13 protein-coding genes are annotated in these 22,638 nt (G+C 61.1%); 5 read left to right on the forward strand and 8 right to left on the reverse strand.

Annotation, left to right across the window (positions count from 1 at the left end; all coding sequences use genetic code 11):
* Positions 1 to 35: 35 nt before the first annotated feature.
* Together I5L79_RS12120 and I5L79_RS12125 are read left to right on the forward strand one after the other, a co-directional pair.
* Positions 36 to 2,585, forward strand: coding sequence for an FdhF/YdeP family oxidoreductase (locus I5L79_RS12120; protein ID WP_196955316.1), 2,550 nt, complete (start codon positions 36 to 38; stop codon positions 2,583 to 2,585).
* 208 nt (positions 2,586 to 2,793) lie between these two features.
* Entirely contained in the window at positions 2,794 to 3,906 is a 1,113-nt protein-coding gene (locus tag I5L79_RS12125; protein ID WP_196955317.1) for a serine hydrolase domain-containing protein, read from the forward strand.
* A gap of 79 nt (positions 3,907 to 3,985) precedes the next feature.
* Here the strand turns inward: I5L79_RS12125 and tamL are convergent, their stop codons facing one another.
* The 5 genes from tamL to I5L79_RS12150 form a co-directional block, all read right to left on the reverse strand.
* Positions 3,986 to 6,361 carry a translocation and assembly module lipoprotein TamL gene (gene tamL, locus I5L79_RS12130; protein ID WP_196955318.1) on the reverse strand — a complete coding sequence of 792 codons (2,376 nt, stop codon included), beginning with the start codon at positions 6,359 to 6,361 and terminating at the stop codon, positions 3,986 to 3,988.
* A gap of 9 nt (positions 6,362 to 6,370) precedes the next feature.
* Positions 6,371 to 11,545, reverse strand: coding sequence for a translocation/assembly module TamB domain-containing protein (locus I5L79_RS12135; RefSeq protein ID WP_196955319.1), 5,175 nt, complete (start codon positions 11,543 to 11,545; stop codon positions 6,371 to 6,373).
* A gap of 257 nt (positions 11,546 to 11,802) precedes the next feature.
* Complete coding sequence (locus I5L79_RS12140) at positions 11,803 to 12,195, reverse strand: RidA family protein (protein ID WP_196955320.1); 393 nt, start codon at positions 12,193 to 12,195, stop codon at positions 11,803 to 11,805.
* Positions 12,196 to 12,294: 99 nt separating this feature from the next.
* Positions 12,295 to 13,257, reverse strand: a complete 963-nt coding sequence (locus tag I5L79_RS12145; RefSeq protein WP_196955321.1) for a helix-turn-helix transcriptional regulator — start codon at positions 13,255 to 13,257, stop codon at positions 12,295 to 12,297.
* A 353-nt stretch (positions 13,258 to 13,610) separates the two neighbouring features.
* On the reverse strand, positions 13,611 to 14,891 hold the full coding sequence (locus I5L79_RS12150; RefSeq protein ID WP_196955322.1) for a gliding motility protein GldB-related protein: 1,281 nt from the start codon (positions 14,889 to 14,891) through the stop codon (positions 13,611 to 13,613).
* Between the two features lie 223 nt (positions 14,892 to 15,114).
* Between I5L79_RS12150 and I5L79_RS12155 the strand changes: the two genes are divergently transcribed.
* On the forward strand, positions 15,115 to 17,847 hold the full coding sequence (locus I5L79_RS12155) for a 4-alpha-glucanotransferase (protein WP_196955323.1): 2,733 nt from the start codon (positions 15,115 to 15,117) through the stop codon (positions 17,845 to 17,847).
* 152 nt (positions 17,848 to 17,999) lie between these two features.
* Here the strand turns inward: I5L79_RS12155 and I5L79_RS12160 are convergent, their stop codons facing one another.
* A complete protein-coding gene (locus I5L79_RS12160; protein ID WP_196955324.1) occupies positions 18,000 to 18,818 on the reverse strand; it encodes a hypothetical protein in 819 nt (272 codons plus the stop codon).
* A gap of 171 nt (positions 18,819 to 18,989) precedes the next feature.
* On the opposite strand from I5L79_RS12160, the gene I5L79_RS12165 reads away from it, so the two are divergent.
* Both I5L79_RS12165 and I5L79_RS12170 read left to right on the forward strand, forming a co-directional pair.
* Positions 18,990 to 19,205, forward strand: coding sequence for a heavy-metal-associated domain-containing protein (locus I5L79_RS12165; RefSeq protein ID WP_196955325.1), 216 nt, complete (start codon positions 18,990 to 18,992; stop codon positions 19,203 to 19,205).
* Between the two features lie 268 nt (positions 19,206 to 19,473).
* The gene (locus tag I5L79_RS12170; protein ID WP_196955326.1) at positions 19,474 to 20,010 is read left to right on the forward strand and encodes a hypothetical protein; all 537 of its coding nucleotides are present in this window, start codon (positions 19,474 to 19,476) and stop codon (positions 20,008 to 20,010) included.
* Positions 20,011 to 20,049: 39 nt separating this feature from the next.
* Here the strand turns inward: I5L79_RS12170 and I5L79_RS12175 are convergent, their stop codons facing one another.
* Both I5L79_RS12175 and I5L79_RS12180 read right to left on the reverse strand, forming a co-directional pair.
* Positions 20,050 to 21,423 (reverse strand): ammonium transporter, encoded by a 1,374-nt coding sequence (locus I5L79_RS12175; RefSeq protein ID WP_196955327.1) that lies wholly within the window; start codon positions 21,421 to 21,423, stop codon positions 20,050 to 20,052.
* A gap of 75 nt (positions 21,424 to 21,498) precedes the next feature.
* The gene (locus tag I5L79_RS12180; RefSeq protein ID WP_196955328.1) at positions 21,499 to 22,557 is read right to left on the reverse strand and encodes a porin; all 1,059 of its coding nucleotides are present in this window, start codon (positions 22,555 to 22,557) and stop codon (positions 21,499 to 21,501) included.
* Positions 22,558 to 22,638: the final 81 nt, after the last annotated feature.

A 22,638-nucleotide genomic window follows, 5' to 3' on the forward strand; every position in this document is an offset into this window, starting at 1 on the left:
CGTTCCCTCCCACCCCTGTTCTGTTTTGCGTCTTTATGGAAGATTCTCCCAAAGCTGACCCCGGCAAAGCCGGCAATGCCCCCCAGCAGCAAGCCGCCAACAAACCACAGAGCGGGGAGCGGCCCGACCAGGGCGAGGCCCCGGCCCCCGACCACTACCGCCCCGACCCGCAAGCCATGCGCGACCAAAGCACCATTCCCGCCCCCGACGTGGCCAACGCCAAGTACCACCATCCTATCCTGGCCCAGCCACCCGAAGCGCCCACCGGCCTGCACCTCACGGAGCCCGCTAAGGTGGCCGCCGGCGTCACGGCCGTTATCAAGTCCATGGCATTTGGGTGGAGTGAGGGGGGGCTGAACCGGGGCACGCGGGGGCTGCTGAACATGAACCAGAAGGATGGCTTCGACTGCTCCAGCTGCGCCTGGCCCGACCCCGACGACCACCGCTCCGTGGCCGAGTTCTGCGAAAACGGGGCCAAGGCCACGGCCTCCGACGCCGACGAACGAGCGGCCGGCCCCGAGTTTTTTGCCCGCCACAGCCTGGCCGAGCTGTCGAAGATGACCGACCGGGACCAGAACAACGCCGGCCGCCTCACCCACCCGCTGGTGAAGCGCCCCGGCGACAACCACTACTCCCCCATCGAGTGGCCGGCGGCATTCCAGCTGATTGCCGATAACCTGAACGCCCTGGCCTCGCCCGACGAAGCCGTGTTCTATACCTCGGGCAAGGTGCCCAACGAGCCGGCCTTCCTGTTCCAGCTGTTTGTGCGGCAGTTTGGCACCAACAACCTGCCCGACTGCTCCAACATGTGCCACGAAAGCAGCGGCGCGGCCCTCAGCCCCACGCTGGGCTTGGGCAAGGGCTCCGTCACGCTCAACGATATTCACGAGGCAGAAGTCATCATTATCATTGGGCAGAACCCGGGCACCAACCACCCTCGCATGCTCACGGCCCTGCAGAAAGCCAAGCGCAACGGTGCCAAAGTTATAGCCGTGAACCCCCTGCCCGAGGCCGGCCTGCTGGCCTTCAAAAACCCCCAGGACTTTATGAACCCGTTGCGGGCCCTGGGCACTTTGCTCGGCGACGGTACCCAGATAACTGACCTGTTTCTGCAGGTGCGCGTGGATGGGGACATGGCCTTGCTGCGTGGCATTATGAAGCACCTCTTCGAGGCCGAAGACCTAAACCCCGGCCAGGTGGTGGACCGCGCCTTCATTGACGAGTACACCACCGGCTTCGAGAGCTTCGAGCAGAATATCCGCAGCACTAGCTGGGAAGATATTGAGGAGCTGAGCGGCATTTCGCGGGCTCAGCTGCTGGAGGCGGCCAACCTGCTGGCCCGCAAGCAGAAGATTGTAACCTGCTGGGCCATGGGCGTCACGCAGCAGCGCCAGGGCGTGCAAACCATTCAGGAAATCGTGAACCTGCACCTAATGAAGGGCGCTATTGGCAAGCCCGGGGCAGGAACCTGCCCGGTGCGCGGCCACTCCAACGTGCAGGGCGACCGGACGATGGGTATCTGGGAGCAGCCAACCAAGGAGTTTCTGGATGCGCTGAGCAAGGAATTCGATTTCACGCCGCCCTACGCGCACGGCCTCGATACGGTGGAAAGCATCAAAGCCATGTACAAAGGCAAGACCAAGGTGTTTTTCAGCCTGGGCGGCAACCTGCTAGGCGCCGGGCCCGATACCGAAGTCATTGCCGAAGGTATGCGCAAGCAGAAGCTCACAGTGTTTGTGGGCACCAAGCTCAACCGCGGCCACCTTACCACCGGCGAAACCAGCCTGCTCCTGCCCTGCTTTACCCACGCCGATGTGGATATGCAGAAAGCCGGGCATCAGATGACGAGCTGCGAAAACTCCATGGGCGTGGTAAGCCAGAACAAGGGCATACTCACGCCCCTACCGGGCCAGATGATGAGCGAAGTAGCCATCCTAGCGGGCGTGTCCATTGCTACCCTGGGCAACCGCACCAACATAGCCGACTGGGTGGCCATGACGGAAAACTACGACGTCATCCGCGACCATATTGCGCGCGTTATTCCGGGCTTCGAGGACTTCAACCAGAAGCTGCGGCGGCCCGGCGGGTTCTACCTGCCCAACGGCCCGCGCGAACGAAAATTCACCACCAAAAACGGCAAAGCCAACTTTACGGCTACCGCGCTGGAAAAGTATACCGTAGAGCCCGACCAGTTGATTTTGATGACCGTGCGCAGTCACGACCAGTTCAACACCACTATCTACGACTACAACGACCGGTATCGGGGGGTGCACGGAGAGCGGCGCGTCCTGTTCATGAACCGCCAGGATATGGCCGACCGCGGCCTGCAGGCCCAGGCGCTCATCGACATTACCAGCCACTTCGAGGGCACGCACCGCACGGTGGAAAAGTTTATTGCCGTGCCCTACGACATTCCGCGGGGCAACGTGGCCGCCTACTTCCCCGAGGCAAACCCGCTGGTACCGGTGGGCAGCGTGGCCAAAGTCAGCAACACGCCTACTTCCAAGTACGTGGTAGTGACAGTGGTGCCCACCCGCAAAACCTTAGGTGCCCCGCTAGAAGTCCGGTTGGCGGCTGAGGCCTAAGAAAACCGGAGCCCGTAAGCACGCAGCGCGCAGCCTCAATGGGGCTGCGCGCTTTTTTTGTGGGGTGCGTTGCCTGCGGGCAACGCTAGAAGGACTATTGCCGGTCAGTGAAGCAACCTTCCAAATCAGCCGGAGTCTAGTGACCGAAATAAGTACGAATTAATTCGTATGAAGTACTCGCTCTTTCTCCAACCTCCTTTTTACAGCTATGAAAACAGCTTCTTTGCTCCGTCTCCTCGGTAGCACCCTTCTCCTCATCGGCAGCTTAAGCGCCCTTGCCAAGCCGCGTCCTGATTCGGTGGATGTATTTATGCAGCGGGTTATGCAGCGCCACCACATTCCCGGCGCGGCAGTGGCAGTTGTGCGGGGCGGCAAGGTCATCAAACAGCAAACCTACGGGCTGGCCCACCTGGGTTGGCAGGCTCCCGTGACGCCCCAAACGGCTTTCCAGATTGCCTCCGTGGCCAAGCCCCTTACTAGTACGCTCCTAGGCGTGCTGGTACAGGAAGGCAAACTTAAGCTGGAAGCCCCCATTGGCACCTACCTCGACTCCATTCCCGCGGCCTGGCAAAGCCTGACGGTGCGCGAGCTGGCCGCGCATCAGTCGGGCATTAAGCTGGTGCCGCTGGAAACTACCCGTGACTTCCGCCATGCCCGCCAGCAGGCCGCGTTGCTGCCGCTGGATTTCGAACCGGGCAGCAAGGAGTTCTACGTCAGCTCCGACTACGGCTTGCTGCAGGCCATTATTGAACGGGTAACGGGCCTGAGCTACGAGCAGGCGCTGCGCCAGAAAGTGCTGCAGCCGCTGGGGATGAAAAATGCCCAGTTCAGCTATACCACCGACGAGGGGCTGTTTCGCAAAAACGACATCGTCGCGCAGGCCTCGCAGGTATACTCCTGGGACAAAACCACGCAGCAGTACCGCAGCCACGAAATGCGCTACCCGGCGTGGTACTACGCAGCCGGGGGCGTGTTTGCCTCCATTCAGGATATGACTAATTGGGCCCTGGGACTCGACAAAGCCACCGTGCTACAACCCGCCACTATGGCTACATTGTGGGCACCCGCCGAGCTGCGCAACCATACCAAAGGAGAGTTTGGCTTGGGCTGGACCACAGAAACCTACCACGGCCACCCGATTGTAGGTCATAGCGGCGGCCCTACCCTAGCCGACGTTATCCGCTTCCTGGATGGACCCGAGCCGCTCACCATCATCGTGCTGACCAATGCCCGCACCGGCTTCCCGCCTTACTTGGCCAAAGCTGTAGCGCACTACTTCGTGCCCAAGCTGCTACAAGACCGCCCGGAGAATTATCAATAAGCCATAAATGAGCGAGGGAGAGCATGAGCGAAGTATCCATTAGGACGCTTCGCTCATGCTCTCCCTCGCTCATTTATGGCTAGAACGGGTAGCCGATGGCCAGGTTGGGCACAAACGACTTGCTGCCACCCGAACCGTAGGGAGCCCGCAGCGGGTAGGCCACGTCCAGCCGCACCACAATGAATTCAATATCGACGCGCAGGCCCACACCGGCGCCCACGGCCAGCTCCTTGAAAAAGGAGTTGAACTGAAACTGCCCGTTGCGCCCGTCGGGCGTAGAGCGGGTCGGGTCGGGGTTGACGAGCCACACGTTGCCGGCATCCACAAACACGGCGCCCTTCACGTAGGGAAACAAGTCCTGGCGGTACTCGGCGTTGGCCTCCACGCGCACGTCGCCCACCTGGTCGTAGAAGCGGGTAACTTTTTCCGCCGAGTTGGTGGGCCGGTAGGTGCCGGGGCCCAGCTCCCGGGGCAGGAAGGCTCGCACACTGTTGGGGCCGCCCGCGCCGTACTGCTTGAGGTAGGGCAGCACGCGGGAGTTGCCGTAGGGCAGGCCCAAGCCCACCAGCAGTCGGGTGGCTATTTTGTTGCCGCTTTTGGGGTCAGAGGTGATGCGGTAGTAGTTGCGCACTTCCACGTCGAACTTGCCGTACTGCGAAAACTCCTGCCCGAATACCTCCTTATTGCCGGCGGCGTTGCGCTGGCTTAGCAGGCTGGCCACAAACCCGGAGGTTTCTACGCCCCCGTTGAAGTAGAACTGGTTGCGGCGCTGCTCATACACCTGCGTGTTGTAGGTGTACATGTAAGAGCTGGCCGGAATGAACTGCTGCCGGAACGAAGCCGCCAGAAACGGCCGATCCTGCAGCAGCTGCCCAAAGGTGGCCGTGGTATCGGCCAGCCGGATGTACTGCAGGTCAATAGGCTTGAAGTCGTGCTGGTTGGTGATTTTGGTTTTCCAGCTGTAGCCGTAGTTCAGGTTGAAGAAGTCTTCCCGGAAGAAATCCTGGCGCGTCACGTATTTGTAGCCGGCCCCAAACACGGTGCGCGGCTGAAAGTCAGATTCCCGGAGCTTGATATCGAAGGGCGCGATAAAGCGTGGCACCAGCAACTGAGCGTTTACGCCCAGCTCGTAGGACGTCAGCCCGAAAACCGGCAGCTTTTCCCCGGTTTCAGGGTCGGTACCAGTATCCCCGGTGCGGGTTTCGAAGGCACCGACCAGGTTCACCAGCAGCTGCTCGGCCCCGCGCAGCGCCGAGCGGTTGCGGTACTGCACCGTGAAGCCCGGCCCGGTGAAGCCGCTGGTTTTCTTTACCAGCTGCACCTCGGCCCGCAACGACTTCTTTTTGAGCTGGGTCATGCGCACGTAGGCGTTCAGGAAGCCATAGCCCAGCGAATCAGGCTTCTGGCGAGTGGGTCGGAACTGAATATCTACGAACTTGAAGGTGCCCAGACTCATCAGGCGGCTCAGCGTCTGGTCGTGGCGGCGGCGGCGGTACAGGGAGTCGGGGTACAGGAACGTGGCGCCCGTGATGGCGCGGGCCTTGAAGACCTTTTCATCAGGCACGTACCGGTACTTCTGGTAGATGATGGCCTGAGCCCGCGTGGTGGTGTCCGTCAGGTCGTAGCGGGTGTTCAGCGTCACGCGGTTGAGCACGTAGGGCTGCACCGCGTTTTCGGGCACCGAGCCTTTCACCTTGATGAATACATTCACCTGGTTGTGCTGGGTGCTGTCGACCTCGTAGAGCAGGTAATCGGGCGAGAAGTAGTAGTACCCGTTCTGCTTCATCTGGTCGTCGATGCGCGTACGCTCGGTTATCAGCGTATTCAGGTTGTACGGGTCGCCCACTTTCAGCAGACTGGCAGCCTGGGTTTTGCGAATGTCGCGGTCTACCAGCGTATCCCGCTCCGGGAAGTGGATTTCCTTGATGGTATAGGGCCGCTGAATGTTGGCCGTGTAGTCGATGGTGGCCGTAGCGCCCTTGGCTTTCACGGGGCTGGAAACCTGGGGCGCGGCAAAGTAGCCGTTGTTGTAGAGGCGGTTGATCATCAGCCCCTTCACCTTGGTGGTATCTACCTGGCTGAGCAGCACGGGCGCCTCCCCGTAGCGGTCGGCCAGAAACTTGCCCAGGCCCTTCTTCTTGCCCTGGCCCATGTGCCAGAAGTAGAGCTTGGGCCGCAGCCCCAGAATGGAGGCGTTGGGCTTGGGCCGGATAACCGATTCCAGCTCGGTAGTAATTTCGGCCTCGCGCGGAATGCTGTAGGGCGACTTCAGCTTTACGGTGCTGCCCGTGTAGAGCTTGTCGCCCTCGGGCACGAAGCGCGTGCCGCTGCACCCGGCCAGCCATAGTCCGGCCAGCAGCAAGCCCAGCCGCAGCCCGGTTCGCCCGGTTTGGGTTGAAGTAATAAGTGCACCCCTCGACTGCATCTGCGTCATCCGTTCAAAAATCCGTGTCAATCTGTGGTCTTAGTTCAGGGCGTTGTTCTTGAGCGTGTCAGCCTCGGCCTTCCGCTCGTCGCGGCGGGCCCGGCGGTCGGTGCGCACGGCCTCTTTCACTTCCGCTGGCGGTTTCGAGAACAGGTCCTGCAGGCTGTTGTAGTCACGCTGGAAGATGAGGGCCGCCCCGGTGCGGGCAAACGGCCCATCAATGTCCTGGTAGGCGTTGTCGCGGAAGGCCCGCAGGCGTAGGCGTCCATCGGCCAGGATGTTGTACTCCACGCTCACGTTGCCGGCAAACTGGCTGGTGGAGGCACTGCCCTGGGAAAGCTGGTTGCCGGAGCTGCCCCCCAGCGGTACATCAGTACCCAGGCGCACCGTCACCCGCTCGTTGAACAGCTGGCGGCGTACCGCCACGTTCAGGTCGGTGCGGTTGGTTTGTTCCCCGCTGCCTTCTACGGCCGTGTAGGAATTCACACCCAGCTCCAGCCCTACGCCCGCCAGGTATTGCCCGGTGAGGTTGTTGAGCTGATCGGTGAGCACCTGACTGGCCGAGCCGCGCAGCTGGTTGCCCACGAAGGTGCCGGGGCCGGCAGTGCTTTGCAACGGGTTATCGGCCAGGAAACGGCCCAGCACCATCAAGGCAAACACCTGCTTGTTCAGTTCGTTGGTCTGGCTGGGCTGGCGCAGCTGCTCCAACTTGGCCCGCACCGGCTCGGCCACCGGCCCGGTAGCCGTTTCGGGCAGCCGGATATCAAAGCCAATGGTGGGTTTGAGTAGCTGGTCAGTCACGTTCAGGTACACCTCGAAGGGCAGGCGGTTGCGGGACAGGTTGCTCAGGGTAGCGTCGCCATCCAGCTGGTTGGCAATGAGGTCGGCGGCCACGGCCTGCACTTTGTAAATGGCCGATACGTTCACCTGCGCGTTGTACGGGTCGCCGGTCCATACGAGGTAGCTGCCCTGGCCAATGACGAATTTGCGCTCGGCCAAGTCGTAGAGCGACATTTTGTACTGGCCCTCCGTCACGTTCAGGCGGCCTACCAATGTCTGCGCGCCGCGCTCATCGAGCTTAGCATCCAGCTGGCCCTCGGCCCGCACCCGCAAGTTGTCGCCCGAGGCTTCATCAATCACCACGGTGAATGGTGTGCGGTCCGTCACGGTGATATTAGCCTGCACGTCGTAGCCTGTTGCCACCAGAGAGGAGTCGATGTCAGCTACTTCGCGCACCAGAGCCGAGTCGACCTTGGGCGCGTCCTTGTCCACGAAGATGACGATGCCTTCACGCTCCACTACTACGGGGTCGTCGGAGGGCACTACCACGGTCAGGTCGGAGCCATCGGCCACGGTGGCGCGGGTGCGCACTTGGGGGCGGTACAGGAAGCCAGTCACCCGCGTATCAGAGTCCACAAACAGCTTGCCGTAGTAGAGCGGGTTGTCGCGGCGGGTGCTTTGCACGGCCAGGAAGTTATTGGTCGTGGCCCGCAGGTCGAGGCGGTACTGCCCCACCGCGGCCAGGCTACGGGCCGGTACGATGTAGCCGTCCACAATAGCTTGTTTGCCCAGGGAGTCGATAATGGCGAAGTTGTCGAAGTGTAGGCCCCGCTCATCCAGCACCAACTCATCTTCCGAGAGCCGGAAAGGTGCCCCCAGCTGGGACAGCGTGAAGCCCGCGTCGCGGAAGTGCACGTTGCCGCGCAGCTGCGGGTTGGTAGTAGTCCCCCGGATGGTAAGCGGCCCGCTGAGGGCGCCCGTCATTTCGCGCAGCTGCCCGGCCGAGAACGGCTCAATGGTTTTCAGCTGCAGCTGGTTGAGGTCCACGTCCAGGGATATTTCGCCCGAGCCCAGGTAGTAGCCGGTGGCCAGGATGTCGTTCTGGTCGGGGCCGCCCGTGAGCGAGGCCACGATGTCGTAGCGGTTGGCGGTCTGGTTCACGGCCTGCAGCGCCACGTTGCCCAGGATGTACTTGTTGTAGGCGAAGTCCGTCAGGCCCATATCAGCCGTGAAGGTCTGGCCTGCGCGGCCCAAGTTGTACACTACCGCTTCCCCGTTCAGCGTACCACCCACCAGGGAGTCCTGCAGGCCAGCCGCCCGACCCAGGGCGTAGAGGTCGAAGTTGCCGATCTGCACCTGCAGCGGGTTGCGCGGGCCGGCCAGGGTTTGCAGAGCCAGAAACCGCTCGGTCTGCCCGTTGCGGGAGAGACGCACGTTCTGGGCTTCGATGTTACCCGTGGCAGTGGTATAGCGCACGAAGTTGTTGGGCAGAGCCGACCACTCCTTGCTATCCACCATAATCTGCTGCCCGAAGCTGAACTGATAAGCGCTGCCGCCATTGAGCACCTGCAATACGCCTGGCAAATTCAGCCGCTCCACCGAGTCCGACTCAGCAATGCGCACCCGCGTGCCGATCTGGTTGTTGGCAATGCTGCCCACTATCGAAGGGTTCGGAATGCGCAGTGTGGTGTCCTGCCGCACTTGGTCGAGTACCACGGAGTAATCTAGCTTCTGCGAGTCGGAGCCCACGCGCAGCTTCAGGGAGTCGAAGGTGATGCCCTGGTAACGCATGCGGGCCACGTCAGAGCGCACCGTGAGCGAGGCCGCGCGGCTGTCGTAGGCGCCGGTGGCCTGGAAGGGCGTGATGCGCGTGAGGCCGGGCAGCAGCTTGGGCAGCAGCTTCGTGCCCGACTGCGGCACCGTCACGTCGAAGGTAAACTGCCGCGCCACCGTGCTGGGGCGGTATTGGATGCCGGGCAGATCGAAGTACCGGTCGATGTGGCCCTGCAGCTCGGTTATCATGTCGCCCAGGCGGGTGTTGCCCCGGATAGTGGCTTGCAGGATGCTTGACGCGAAATCTACTTCGGTGCGGCCGGTTTGCTGCAGGAAGCGGGCGTTGAGCGTGTCCAGCGGAATCAGCTGGTTGTTGAGGTTGATGGCCACGCCGGTGCCTTTTACGGTGCCGTTCAGCGTGTTCAGGTCGGAGCCGCGCAGGTTGGCGTCGAGGTTACCCTGCACCCGCAGGGAGCCGCCCGAGTAAAAGCCCAGGGCCGTGAGGTTCAGGCTCTGCACGTTGCCGCTGAAAGCATATTGCGGGGCGTTGGGGTTGCGCAAATCCACGGTTCCCTTGATGGCAAAGGCCGCGTTGGCGTCGCCAGAGCTGCGGGCATCAATGTCGTATACCTGCCCCCGGATGCCCACTTTCGCGTCGATATTACTATAGGTGTAGTTGCCGTAGCGGGCCTTGGTGAGCTTGGCCGTGAGCTGACCCTGCATAGTGTTAGGGTCGAAGCCTTTGCCGGCATATGTGCCGCTGCCGGTAATCGGGCCGATATCGGGCTGGCGCAGCAGCTTGCCCAACTGGAAGTTCTGCAGGTTGAACTTGGCGTTGAATGGCTCCCGGCCCACCGGTCCCGGCTTCATGGTGGCGGCTATGGTAGCCCCGCCGTAGGACGTATTAGCCTTCAGGTTCAGGGCGAGGTCGTTAGCAGTGGGCCGCCCGCGCACGGTTCCGCTCAGCGTAGCGCGGTCAGGCAGGTTGATAACATCTTCCGGGATGAGGCCCGCAGGCAGAATATCATTCAGGTCACGCTTGGAGGTAGTCAGCTGCCGGATATTCAGGTCGGTGTACAGGCGACCGTCGGTGTTCGGTAAGCCCTGAATGCGGCCCGACCCGCGCACAATGGTGTTGCGCAGGCCCACTATTTCCAGGTCATTAAGCGTAAAGTTGTTCAGACGCCCATTCACCCGCCCGCTCAGCAGCACCGATTGGTTGGCGCCGCTGGTAAAAGGCTTTTCGGTGATGAGGTCGGGGGCTAGGTACAGGATGTCGCGGAAGCCCAGGCGCGTATTGCGCAGGTCGGCTTCCATCCGCATCTTGCCCAGCTGCTTCATATCTGATAGCATGCCCAGCGAGTCGAACCCGATGGCCAGGGTACGCCGGATGCGGGTGTGCGGGGTAATCAGGTCAAGGTCGTCGAGGCGGATCTGCACCGAGTCGTACACCACGTCGGCCTGGGCCTTGTCCACCCGAAAGCCGCTCTGCTCCCGCCCGCGCAGCAGGTCGATGCGGCCGGTGGTGCGGTTTTCGGTGTACACCAGGTTGCGGGTGCGCAAAGCCAGGGAGTCAAACAGCAGGTGGTTATAGTCCATGGCCGCCAGCCGGGTGCGCTGCCGCTTTTCGTCCACGTTGTCGAAGGCAAACCGCAGCCCACTGATGTCGGACTCTTTCAAGCTCACCCGCCAAGAAGTGGGCGCCCCGGTGGTCTGCGTCACGGCCGAGTCCAGCTTCTGCACCGTTTCGGCGGGGTTGATGACGCGCTGCGCCACCGGCACGTTCTCGTTCTGGGCGTAGCTGACCTCGGAGTTGCGCAGCGTGAGCGAGTTGAGGTCGATGCGCTGGCGGATCAGGTCGATGTTATCGGCCGTGACTTCGCCCTGCCCGATGCGCGTTTTGATATACTGGCGCGAGGGGTCGTTCCGGTAATTCAGGGCCACGTTGTCGAGGGTAGCCTTGCCCAGCCCGAAGGTGAGCGTGAGCGGCTCGGCGGGCGTGTCCGGCGGCACTTTGGTTTGGCTGATGTCGAGGCTGGTGTTCTTCAACGCCGCCGACTCCACCTGGTAGATACTACGGTCTACGTCCACCTCCTCCATAGCCACGGCCAGATCGCCTACGCGGGTGCGCACGTTCATGCCGTCTACCTGGTCGTTGTAGGTCAGGTAAATATTCTGCAGATGAGCGTCGCCGATGTCGTACTTAAAGCCGCCCGTGGAGTCAGCGGCCGTGGTCGTGGTGGTGTCGCCGGTGGCAAAGGCGGCCAGAATGTAGTCGAAGTTATACACCGAGTCGGGCTCGGTGCGGCTGATGTGCACGGTGCCATCCACCAGCTCCACGTTGCTCACGTTGATCTGCGACTTGGTCAGTGCCCACAGGTCGATGCCCACGGCCAGTTTGCCTACTGAAAGCAGCGTATCACCTTTCTGGTCTTCGAGGTACACGCCGTCCAGGGCCAGACCGTGGCGCCAATCGGTGCGAAACTTGGCAATGCGCACCTCCGTGCCGATTTTATCCTGGAGGTAGCCAGCAGCTTTGCGGGCGGCGAAGTCCTGGACTGATGGGAACTGTAGGGCCACAATAACCCCAACAACGAGCAGCAGCACAAAGGCCAGTAGCCCGAGCACAACGTACAGCGCGCGACGAACGGGAGTAGACAAAGAGTTGATAACGCGGAAAGTTGGAAGGGTTTCGGCCTTCCCAACGGAATTTTGGCCTTCGGGGTTAGGGTTGGGCTTAAACTACTCGGCCGAAGGTCCTTTTCCGTTCCCGCCCATTTTTTCAGATAAGGCTGCTTATATCCAGCCGTACCTTATCCATTGCTATACCTGTTAAAGCCCATCCGCCCCTTACCTTAGTAAAGAACGAATGGGCTTTATCGGGCAGACAGGCGTCAGGAGGCCTATTAGCCCTGCCCCTATTTCACCACAGTGGCTTCTAGCTCCACAGTTAAGGAGGCATACAGGCCTTTCACCTCCAGCAGCGTGGTGGCTTGCCGGATGCCGTGCTTGGTTAGCCAGGCCTGGTAGATGTCGGTGCACGTGGCAAAGAACTCGGCCACGGAGGTGGTGTACACATTCAAGCGCACGATGCCCGCGCACTCGTACCCGGCTTCCCCGATGAGCTGCTCCAGGTTCTGGAAGGTTTGCTGCAGCTGGCTACGCATGTCGGCGGTGCTGGGCTGGCCCTCAGCATCCAGGGCTACCTGCCCGGAGCAGTAGAGGGTACCAGCCGGCTCTTTGATTTCAACGGCTTGGACGGAGTTGGTGTACTGTCCCCATTTCCAGGGGTCTACGGTGTGCTTTTCCATTGTTTGGGCTTTGTGGCATCAAGTGTCCCTCACTCGACAATACAAAGGTTCAGCCCCCCACTGACAGCCCTATGTCAGCATGTTTTGGCCCGCGAAAAATTATTTGGGGCGGCAAAAGAAGTCGTGGGCCTGCTGGGCCAGCGCGCGTAATGGAGCCGCCAAGGCCGCGGGCTCCACAATGGTCAGGCCCCCGGCGTAGGGCAGCAGCCAGGCAGCCAGGTACGGCAGCTCCCCAATAAATAAGGTCATTTCCAGTTGGCCATCGGGCAGGCGCTGCTCGTGGGCCCAGCCGTACTGGTGCTTGGTGTCGTGCAGGTGCTGTACCAGGGCCGGCAACAGAGCCGCTGGCTGGAACCGCAGCACCACCCGTTCGCGCGGCCGTCGGCTGGCTTCGGCGGCCCAGTGCTGCTGCAAAAGGTCGGGGCGCGCTGCAAACACCTCCGTCTTCACCTCCAGGCCCAGGATGCGGTCCAGGCGAAAGTTGCGGATGGTCTGGCGCAACCGGCAATACGCCACCACGTGCCACTGCCGGCTTAGCCACAGGCTGATGGGCTCGATGTCGCGGGTGGTTGGGGCCTGGTTTTCGGCCGCCTGGTAGCGTAGGTGTACCACGCGGCGCATGGCAATAGCTGCCACCAGCTGCTGGTAAGCCGGCGGGTGGCCGGCCGGGTGGCGGGGGCCGAGTACCTGAATGTGCGGAGTGAGCTGGTCGAGGTGGTCACGGTCGGGGCGGCGCAGCACGGCGCGCACCTTGTCCATGGCCGCCGAGCTTAGCTGGGCCGTGGGCGCATCGGTAAGGTGGGCGGCCAGCTTCTCGGCCGTGAGCAGAGCGGTAGCTTCTTCGCGGGTAAACATGACGGGCGGCAGGCGGTAGCCCTCGGCCAGGGAGTAGCCAATGCCGGGCTCCCCAAGCAGCGGTACGCCCGCTTCTTCCAGGGTGCGCAGGTCGCGGTAGATGGTGCGCAAGCTCACCCCAAACTGCTCAGCCAACGCGCCCCCGCTTACTTTGCGCCGGGCCTGCAGCTGGATGAGGATAGCCGTAACGCGGTCAAATCGATTCATCAGCTAAAGGTAGCAAGGGCCAGGGCAAGCCGGCCAAGCAGGGCTCCACCTCAATCGGGCAGCCACCTGCTACCCCCCTTTCCTACCCGTTTGCACTATAGCCAGATCCTGCTTCCTGACTGCTTCTCGACTTCCTCTTGACTGCTTCCTGACTGCTTCTGGGCTTTGTGGCAGGTAGGTACTTCCCGGACTCCGGGATGAATAGGACAGAAATAAGCCCGGCACTTTACTTCCTGTAACCACAGCAGCCTGCCGGAACCTTCATGCCAAGGTTCCGGCAGGCTGCTGACTACCTATTTCCGCCTACGTCTTCGGGCTTCCGCAGAGTGCCCTGATGGGCGTAAAACAGGCGCTTAGTTCCGGCTCAGCACTTTCTGGGCGTAGCCGCTCCGGGCCAGGAAGGCGGTGGCGTCTTTCAGGTTGAGCATGTCGGCTACGGCTTGCTTCTTGTCGGCGGCCTGCTGGTAGTAGGCCTCGCAGATTTTGTAGCCGATGTAGTAGCCCAGGTCGCAGGGCCGCTCGGCGGTTTCCTCGTGGGAGTTGGCAATCCAATGGTCCCATTTCTTGCCGTTCATTTCCTTTTCAAACTCCTGCCAGAGCTGCTTTTCGTGGGCGTCGCCGTACACGAACAGGCGGCGGTTGGCGCCTTTCGTGTCACTCACCAGCCCGGCCAGGAAATCGGCCATGCCTTCGTTGATGGCCCCGTGCAGCAGCGTCCCGTCGGAGTTCAGCTGGATGTTATGAATCATTTCGTGTACCACCACAATGGGCAGCTCTTCCACCGAATCAAGGCGGTTGCGCTGCACCATTGTCAGCTCGGCCGTTTTCACTCCCGGCCCGCCGGCCGACTGGTCGGTGCCCAGCAGCAGGCCCGAGGGGCTAACCGTGCCGCCCGAGTTGTAGCCCCCGATCAGGAAGTACACGTCGGAAAACGTGGCGGCCGGGTACAGCTCCTTCAGGCGCTGGAAATACGTCAGCACCCGGGGCTTCAGGCCCTCCAGGGCCAGGGTGGTGGGCCGGATGGAGGCGTAGAACTGCGGCTTGCGCCGGATGCTCCGCACAAAGCGCGGCACGTTGTAGATGCGGGAGCTGTAGTAGTCCTGCAGCCCCACCGAGGCCTTGTCGAAGTAGTATTTCTGGTAAATCTGAGCGGCGTGGGCGGTGTCGCGCTGGGCGCGGTCGTAGGCCTGCCAGAAGTGGCTGATGTCGGTAGTAACCAGCTTTACGTCCTCGGGCCGGCTGATGATGCGGCGGTTGGCGGCGGTACGGCGGATGAGCTTTTCCCAGTCGGGCCGGGTGCGCAGCAAGGCCAGGTCGGTGTCGTTGCGCAGGTTGTTGGCGTCGTCGAAGCCGGCTTTGATGGACTGGTTCAGGTACTGGTAGGCCCTGGCGGCGTCGCCCTGCAGGCCGTAGCAGCAGGCTTCGTTGTAGAGGGCCGAGGCCCGCTGGCGGCGCGTGGCGGCTTTTTGGCGGGTGGCCAGGTCGTAGGTGGCGGCGCTGGCCGGGTACTGCTTTTCCTGGTACTGCTTCTGGGCAGCATTCATCAGCGAATCGACGGACAAAGGGCGCTGGGCCAGGGCGCGGGAAGAGGACAGGCAGGCAGCGGCCGCCAGGGCCAGGACAACGGATTTCATAGCGGAGCGAAACGGTGAAAGCGGGAACAATGCCCTAAAGTACCGGCGCCGTTTAAGGCATTGCAATAGGAGTCACCCGTTTATGTGAGGTCTGCGAAAAGTCGTCGGGCTACGGCCGGCATTTTTCCCGTATGATGTGGGGTTTTCTCCGGCCGGGGTTGCCATCGGCCTTTCTTCGCCTGTTATCTTTCGGCCTCTTTTCCGGTTTCAGCCGCTTCCCCTTATGCAGCTTCAGTTTACCTTACCTTTTCGCACCGACTGGGGCCAGCGCTTCGTGGTGTGCGGCAACCTGCCCGAGCTGGGCAACTGGCAGGCCGACCACGCCCTGCCCCTGCTCTACCAGCCCGACACCGGCCTCTGGACCCGCGAACTAACCGTGCCCGACGGCGAGCTGACCGTGGAATACAAGTATCTGCTGCTGGATGAGCGCGACGGCGGCACGCACTGGGAATGGGGCCCCAACCGCCGGGAGCACGTAGCCGAAAGCCAGTTTGCCCGTGTGGTGCTGGAAGACTACTGGCGCGCTCCCGCCCAGCCCGAAAATGAGCTGTTCACGGCCGCCTTCACCCGCGCCCTCATGCGCCGCCCTGGTACGGGCACCGCCCCGCGCCCCACCGCCCGCCTGGCCGACTCCGTGGTGCGCTTTCAGCTGCCGGCGCCCCGCGTGGATACCAACCACCAGCTCTGCATCCTGGGCTCCGATGGGGTGCTGGGCAACTGGGAAGCCCACAAAGCCGTGCTGCTCTCGGACCAGGCTTACCCCACCTGGAGTGCCGACGTGGCCCTGGAGGATGCCGGCCGGCCCGTCTACTATAAGTATGGCATCTGGGACCCGGCCGAGAAGAAAGTGGTGCAGCTGGAAAGCGGGGAAAACCGCGTGCTGAGCCCGGCTACCGAGAAGCACACGCTGCGCGTGCGCCACGACGAACAGTTCCGCTACCCCACCGGGCCCTGGCGCGGGGCGGGCGTGGCCTTGCCGGTGTTTGCCCTGCGCACCCGCGCTGGCCTGGGCGTAGGCGAGTTCACCGATATTCAGCTGCTGGTGGACTGGGCCAAACAGACCGGGCTGAAGATGGTGCAGATCCTGCCCATCAACGACACCACCGCCACGCACACCTGGGTCGACAGCTACCCCTATGCGGCTATTTCGGTGTTTGCCCTGCACCCCATGTACTTGTCGCTTGAGGCCATTGCCCCGCTGGCGCATGCCGAGCAGCAGCAGGAGTTGCACCGCCTCCGCGACGAGCTAAACCAGCGCGACTTTGTGGACTACGAGGCCGTGATGAACGCCAAGTGGCACTACGCCCGCCTGCTCTATCAGCAGGAAAAAGCCGCTTTCCTGGCCGATGCGGAGTTCCGGGAGTTTCTGGCTGAGCAGCAAAGCTGGCTGGTACCCTACGCCGCCTTCTCGGCTTGGCGGGACCGGTTCGGCACGGCCGACTTCGAGCAGTGGCCCGAGGAGTTCCGCACGCCGCCCGGCTACGAGCAGATCATCAACTTCGACGCCCCGGAGTTCGACGAGTACGGCCTGCACCTGTTCACGCAGTTTCACCTCGACAAGCAGCTGCGCACGGCCGTGGAGTATGCCCGCTACCACGGCGTGGTGCTCAAGGGCGACCTGCCCATTGGCATCTACCGCCATTCTGTGGATGCCTGGACCCAGCCTGAGCTTTACCACATGGACCGCCAAGCCGGCGCCCCACCCGACGACTTCTCGGTGACGGGCCAGAACTGGCGCTTCCCGACCTACAACTGGCAGCGTATGGCCGAGGATGGCTACGCCTGGTGGCGCCAGCGCCTCACCCACCTTTCCCGCTACTTCGACGCCCTGCGCATCGACCACATTCTGGGCTTTTTCCGCATTTGGGAAATCCAGGGCGACTCGGTGGAAGGCTTGCTCGGCCGCTTTGCCCCGGCCCTGCCCCTGCACCGCGACGAGGTAGCTACCCGTCTGGGCTGGTTTGACTACCCGCGCCTGTGTGAGCCGTATATCCGCTGGCACATGCTGCGCGACATCTTCGGCGATGAGGCCGACGCCGTGCGCCAGGAGTTTCTGGAGGAGTCGGGCTACGAGTCATTCCGCTTCCAGGACCACGTGCGCACCCAGCGCCAGATCGAGGCCGTGTTCGAGCAGAAGCTCCAGGCTCAGCCGGACCAGGCCGACCATCTGCGCCATCTGCGCGACGGGCTTTACCGCCTCGTAAATGAAGTGCTGTTCCTGGAAGAGCACGGCACCTACGGTCAGTACCTGCACCCGCGCATCACGCTGCAGCACACCTACTCCTTCCGGGAGCTCGACGACGAAACCCGCGCGCGCCTCTGGGACCTGTACCTTGATTTCTTCTACCGCCGCCACGAGGAGTTCTGGCGCCGCCAGGGCCTGGTGAAACTGCCGGCCGTACGCTACGCCACCGATATGCTGATCTGCGGCGAAGACCTGGGTATGGTACCGGAGTCGGTGCCGGGGGTGATGAAGGCGCTGGGCATCCTGGGCCTAAACATCCAGCGCATGCCCGCTGACCCCAAAACCGAGTTCGGCCACCCCGGTGCGGCCCCGTACCTGTCGGTGGTGAGCCCCGGCTCCCACGACATGAGCACGGTGCGCGGCTGGTGGGAGGAAGACCGGACCAAAACCCAGCGCTTCTTCGAGCAGACGCTGGGCCACTGGGGTGAGCAGGCGCCGCTGTTCTGTGAGCCGTGGGTAGCCCGCGAAATCCTGGTACAGCACCTCTACTCCCCGGCTATGTGGGCCATCTTCCCCATTCAGGACCTCCTGGCCATTGACGGGCAGCTGCGCCGCCAGAACCCACAGGAAGAGCAGATTAACGTGCCGGCCAACCCCCAGCACTTCTGGAAATACCGCCTGCACCTGCCCCTGGAGGAACTGGTAGCCGCCGCTGGCTTCAACGCGCAGCTGGAGCAGCTGGTGAGCCAGAGCGGCCGGACGCAGGGCTAAGGGCGCAGGAAGCGTAGTCAGCGGAGGAAGTGTGAGCCACCCTTTGCGGCCCGCGCTTGAGTTGGAATAAAGCCCTGTGCCCAGCGGCTCCAGAACTAGCATCGTACAACTTAAGCCACTAAGGTTCTAGTGTTGTGCGGTGCTAGCTTCTTTTACCTGCCTTTGGACTTTTTAGTCGGTGGAAGTTCTACGTGGAACCAACTGTAGCTCTTATTTTCATTCCGGAAGGCAGTGCTCCGTATGGCCTTATTTTCAATGAAAATCTTGGTGAAATAGCTCTTATAATACCAAACGAAGAAAATACTACCCCAAGTAGGTTGCTCGACATCCTCATAGCCTAAGCTTATATCACGAGGTGTATCGGTCTTAAATCCCCGAAACTGCCCTTGATAGTATTCCTGCTTGGTCAAGATCCGGGTTCCTTCCGGAGAAATTTGATAATAAAATTCCCCGCCGTAAACAGCCACTCCATTTGTCTGAAAAGCCGGTAGCATCCAGACTGACAGAGTGTTATCTGGATTTCGCTTTATAAACTGATTGAATCGGATGCTGGTGTTGGCCTTAATTGGCTGTAATGCCTGATTAGCTACAATAAGGCCCCGCGAGTGAGTGTTTACCAATGCCGTATCCACTTGGCTTTTCACGCGCTTTACCAATCCATCATGCCCTACTATGTAATGAAACACTTGGTCAAATCGACCTGCTGCATATTTACCATATACAGCATGCCATAAGCTGTCTTGTGCCTGAAAACAGAACCACTCGCTTCCTAACCGCGCCATTTCCGTTTTGTCTTCCTTCATTACACTATCGGAAGTGACCCATGCTACCCGGTCATACTCGCAAAGCCAGCGTACCTGTTCAAATTTTTCGTTGAAGGCTTTAATGTCGAGAGTTGGGGATTTTTGTTTTTGTCCTTGAACAGACAGTATAGTTATTGATAAGATGGCAAAAAGAAGAATCTGTTTCATTCGCGGGTTCGAGTGCCTAGTCAGGACTAAAGGTTACATATTATCGGCGTAAATCTATACCTGCTTCTTAGTCCCTCGCCGTTATTTTCGTATCCCTGCTTTGGCCTCCAGTTACCTTGGAGCGCCAGAAAACTTCATTTGATACCTTTCACGTTTTCAGCTCTATCAGCCATGCCTACTCTTCAGTTTAAAACCAGCATCAACTGCGCCAACTGCCTGCGGGCCGTTACTCCCTTTCTCGACGCCGAGCCCACGGTGAAGAAATGGAGCGTGGACACCAGCAACCCCGCCAAGGTCCTGACGGTGGAAGGTGAGAATGTTATTCCCGAGCAGGTAATGAAAGCCGTAGCCCAGGCCGGGTTCGACATCGAGCCATTGGCCGCCTAGAGGCACCAAAATGCCCCGGCATCAACGCAACAAGCCCCGACCTTTGCAGGCCGGGGCTTGTTGTAAGCAGGAAATAAAGGTGAGTGAGTGGTGTCCGTCTGGCTCGCAGGGGCTGAGGTGGGGCCATGCACAGATAGGTGCTTGCTTATCTGTAGGGTAGCTGGCAACAATTGCTGCACGAAAACGGGTGCAGGCATTACCTAACGGATGTTTGGTGCGTATACCCTTTCTTTGGTTTTCGTCCCGCCCATCTGCTTACTACCCACCCATGAAATACCTTGTTCTGGTGCTTGGCCTGCTGGCCAGCAGCTGGGCAGTGGCCCAGGAAGCACCCTTCCAGTTTTCGCCGCTCCCGCTGGATGCGCGCACCCACCAGGTATTGTACACAGGCACCGTACCGAATGCGGCTACGGCTGCTCAGCTGCTGGCGCGGGCCCAGAGCTGGCCCGGCTCCGCACCGTATCAGGCCACGCTTCGGCGCTGCAACCCCGAAGCCGGAACCATGAAAATGCGCGTAGACAGTCGCCACGGCCTGGAAAACTACACCGGGCAGCTGACGATACGCGTCGAAGATGGGGCCTACACGTATCACCTCACGGACCTCACGTACACTCAGCCCGGTTTCGCCCGGGCCGGCAAGCATAGTCCTGGCACCGTTACCCAGCGCCTGGAAAGCCTAGTGTACACGCGGCCCAGCAAGTACCGAACCCGTAAGCTAACCGAAATCCACGCCCGCCTCCAGCAGCTGCTCGAAAGCCTGCACCAGACCATGCACACTGAAGGTCCGGACCTGGTAACCCGCTAGCGGCGCGGCCAACAACCAGCCGACCACGCCGCCGCAAGTCTACGATACCAATTCCTTGCGGTAGGTTTTCTCGAACTCCTCGTCAACGTGGTAGATGGACTCCTCGTGCTGGCTCAGGTCGAGGCCCAGCTCTTCGTCGCCCACTTTCACGCGTAGGCCAAACAGCTTATCCGTAAGCTTCAGCAATGCCCACGATACGGCGAAGGTGTAAACAATAACGATGGTCAGTCCCAGTAGGTGATAGCCGAATACGGTAGCCGTGCCATTCACCAAACCTACTTTAGCGGCAAAAACGCCCGTCAGCAGCATGCCTACAATACCCCCCAGCCCGTGGCAGGGAAACACGTCGAGCGTGTCGTCGAGGGTGGTGCGGTTTTTCCAGTTCACACCCATAAAGCTCACGGCCGAGCCCACCACACCAATCAGAATGCTTTGCCCGTAGTCGACGTAGCCGGCGGCCGGCGTAATGGCTACCAGCCCAACTACCGCTCCAATGCAGGCGCCCATAGCCGTGGGCTTGCCACCCCGGGCTACTTCCAGTAGCATCCAGACCACCAGCGCAGCGGCCGAGGCCAGGTTGGTATTTACGAACGACAGCGCCGCCATTTCATTGGCCCCCAGGGCCGAGCCGGCATTGAAGCCAAACCAGCCAAACCACAGCAGGCCCGTGCCCAGGAGCACGAAGGGCACATTGGGAGTAGAAAAAGCCGTTTCGCGGTGCGCCCGGCGCGGGCCCAGCACCATAGCGCCGGCCAACGCGGCAATACCGGCCGAAATGTGCACTACGGTGCCGCCGGCAAAGTCGAGCACGCCCCACTTGCGCAGGAAGCCCTCAGGGTGCCAGGTCCAGTGGGCCAGCGGGCAGTAGATGAACAGGCAGAAAAGGATGATGAACGCCAGGTAGCCCTTGAACCGCACCCGCTCAGCGAACGAGCCGGTAATGAGGGCCGGGGTGATGATGGCGAACTTCAGCTGAAACGCAAAGAACAGCACAAACGGAATAGCCGGCGACAAAGTAGGGTGTGGGGCCGTGCCCACGTTGCGCAACATGGCAAACGTGAGCGGGTTACCGATCAGCCCATTCCAGGAGTCACCGTAGGCCAGCGAGAAGCCCACGAAGTACCACACCAGCGAAATCACGCCCAGGGCTACAAAGCTCTGCAGCATGGTGGAAATCAGGTTTTTGGGCCGCACCATCCCGCCGTAGAAAAACGACAGGCCCGGCGTCATGAGCAGCACGAAGGCCGAGGCGGTGAGCATCCAGGCTATGTCGGCGGTGTTCAGCACATCGGTCGACGTAGCAGATGGGTGCGGCATGGGCACGAAGGCAGCCACCGCACTTAGCACGAACAGCACTATCAGCAGCAGCGTGCCGTAGTTTAACCTGGGCTTGGTAGAGAGGGTAGTTTCCATAAAGAGAAAGTTGATTGGGTTTGGAACGATGGAAAAAGCGCGACGAAGACCGGAGCTGCCGGGGCAGCCGGCCACCTAAAACTTATACACAGCCGCCAGCAGCCCGCTTACCGTGGAGCGGTGCAGGGTACCGGCCTTGTTCACGAACAGGCCTTCTCCCTGCTGGCTGCTGTCGATGCGCAGCTCCGGGATGATGGTGAGGTTGTCTTTGCGCAGGTTGGCCGAGAGGGTTCCTTCGAAGATGTTGCTGTCGAAGCCCAGCACGTTCTTACGGTCGGAGAAATACTCGCCCCGCAGCGTGAGCCCCAGCCAAGTGGCCGGATCGAAGTTGACGTAGCCGGCCGAGCCCCACCACGTGGTGCCTTTCTGCCAGCCGGTTTCCGTCCGCTCACTCCGGTACTGCACCGTGCCATTGTAGGAGAAGCTGAACTGGGGCGAAAACGCGTAGGTCAGCACTAGGTCGCCCTGCTGCAGGCGTAGCGAATCAAGCTGGCGGCCGCCCTGGTAGTTAAAATAGGCTTTGATCTTGTCATCGGCCGAACTGGTACCTACCTGCGCAATCAGCACCTTAGGCATGGCGCTGGCGCTCTTCAGGTCGGTAGGGTTGGCTACCCCGGCCATCAGCGTGGTTTTGGGCGTCAGCTGGTAGTCAGCCTTCAGGCCCGTATGGAAAAACGGACCATAGGAGAACATGTAGCTCATGCTGTAATTCCGGTTCAGGTACGGATCTACCGACTCGTACCCGACGTGCGTAGCCCAGCTACCGGCCGTGAGCTTGAGCTTGGCGGTGGGCGCGTACGTGACGTACAGCTGCTTGATGATAAAGCGCGTGTTGTCGTCGGCGTAGGAAAACTCCTCGGCGCGGCGCCCGAAGCCCAGATCAGCCACCAACCCCACTTTGCCAATGGTATGCTCGCCTTTCAGCGAAATCATGCCCAGCTCAAAGGAGTTGTGGCTGTTAGTGAAGCTGGTGAGGTTGTTATACGGGGCCTCCCGGGGGTTCTGGAAGTTATACCGGTAGTACACATCGGCATAGCCCGAAAGCTTGTAAGGGGACGCAGCCGGCGCAGTAGAATCGGCCGGAGTGCCGCCCAAGGGGGCACACATAGCCAATGCAGCAGTAAAAAGCAACATACTTTCGGAGATTAAGAGTGGGACACACGGCAGTGCAGCGCAAGCCCCAAGCAGTGCCTGGAGCGGCTGAATCATTGACTC

The organism is Hymenobacter guriensis (genome assembly GCF_015773195.1).
Classification (GTDB): Bacteria; Bacteroidota; Bacteroidia; order Cytophagales; family Hymenobacteraceae; genus Hymenobacter; species Hymenobacter guriensis.

Coding starts and splice junctions, on each gene's coding strand:
- I5L79_RS12120 (WP_196955316.1), top strand. CDS start 36: ATGGAAGATTCTCCCAAAGCTGACCCCGGCAAAGCCGGCAATGCCCCC.
- I5L79_RS12125 (WP_196955317.1), top strand. CDS start 2,794: ATGAAAACAGCTTCTTTGCTCCGTCTCCTCGGTAGCACCCTTCTCCTC.
- I5L79_RS12140 (WP_196955320.1), bottom strand. CDS start 12,195: ATGGAAAAGCACACCGTAGACCCCTGGAAATGGGGACAGTACACCAAC.
- I5L79_RS12145 (WP_196955321.1), bottom strand. CDS start 13,257: ATGAATCGATTTGACCGCGTTACGGCTATCCTCATCCAGCTGCAGGCC.
- I5L79_RS12150 (WP_196955322.1), bottom strand. CDS start 14,891: ATGAAATCCGTTGTCCTGGCCCTGGCGGCCGCTGCCTGCCTGTCCTCT.
- I5L79_RS12155 (WP_196955323.1), top strand. CDS start 15,115: ATGCAGCTTCAGTTTACCTTACCTTTTCGCACCGACTGGGGCCAGCGC.
- I5L79_RS12160 (WP_196955324.1), bottom strand. CDS start 18,818: ATGAAACAGATTCTTCTTTTTGCCATCTTATCAATAACTATACTGTCT.
- I5L79_RS12165 (WP_196955325.1), top strand. CDS start 18,990: ATGCCTACTCTTCAGTTTAAAACCAGCATCAACTGCGCCAACTGCCTG.
- I5L79_RS12170 (WP_196955326.1), top strand. CDS start 19,474: ATGAAATACCTTGTTCTGGTGCTTGGCCTGCTGGCCAGCAGCTGGGCA.
- I5L79_RS12175 (WP_196955327.1), bottom strand. CDS start 21,423: ATGGAAACTACCCTCTCTACCAAGCCCAGGTTAAACTACGGCACGCTG.
- I5L79_RS12180 (WP_196955328.1), bottom strand. CDS start 22,557: ATGTTGCTTTTTACTGCTGCATTGGCTATGTGTGCCCCCTTGGGCGGC.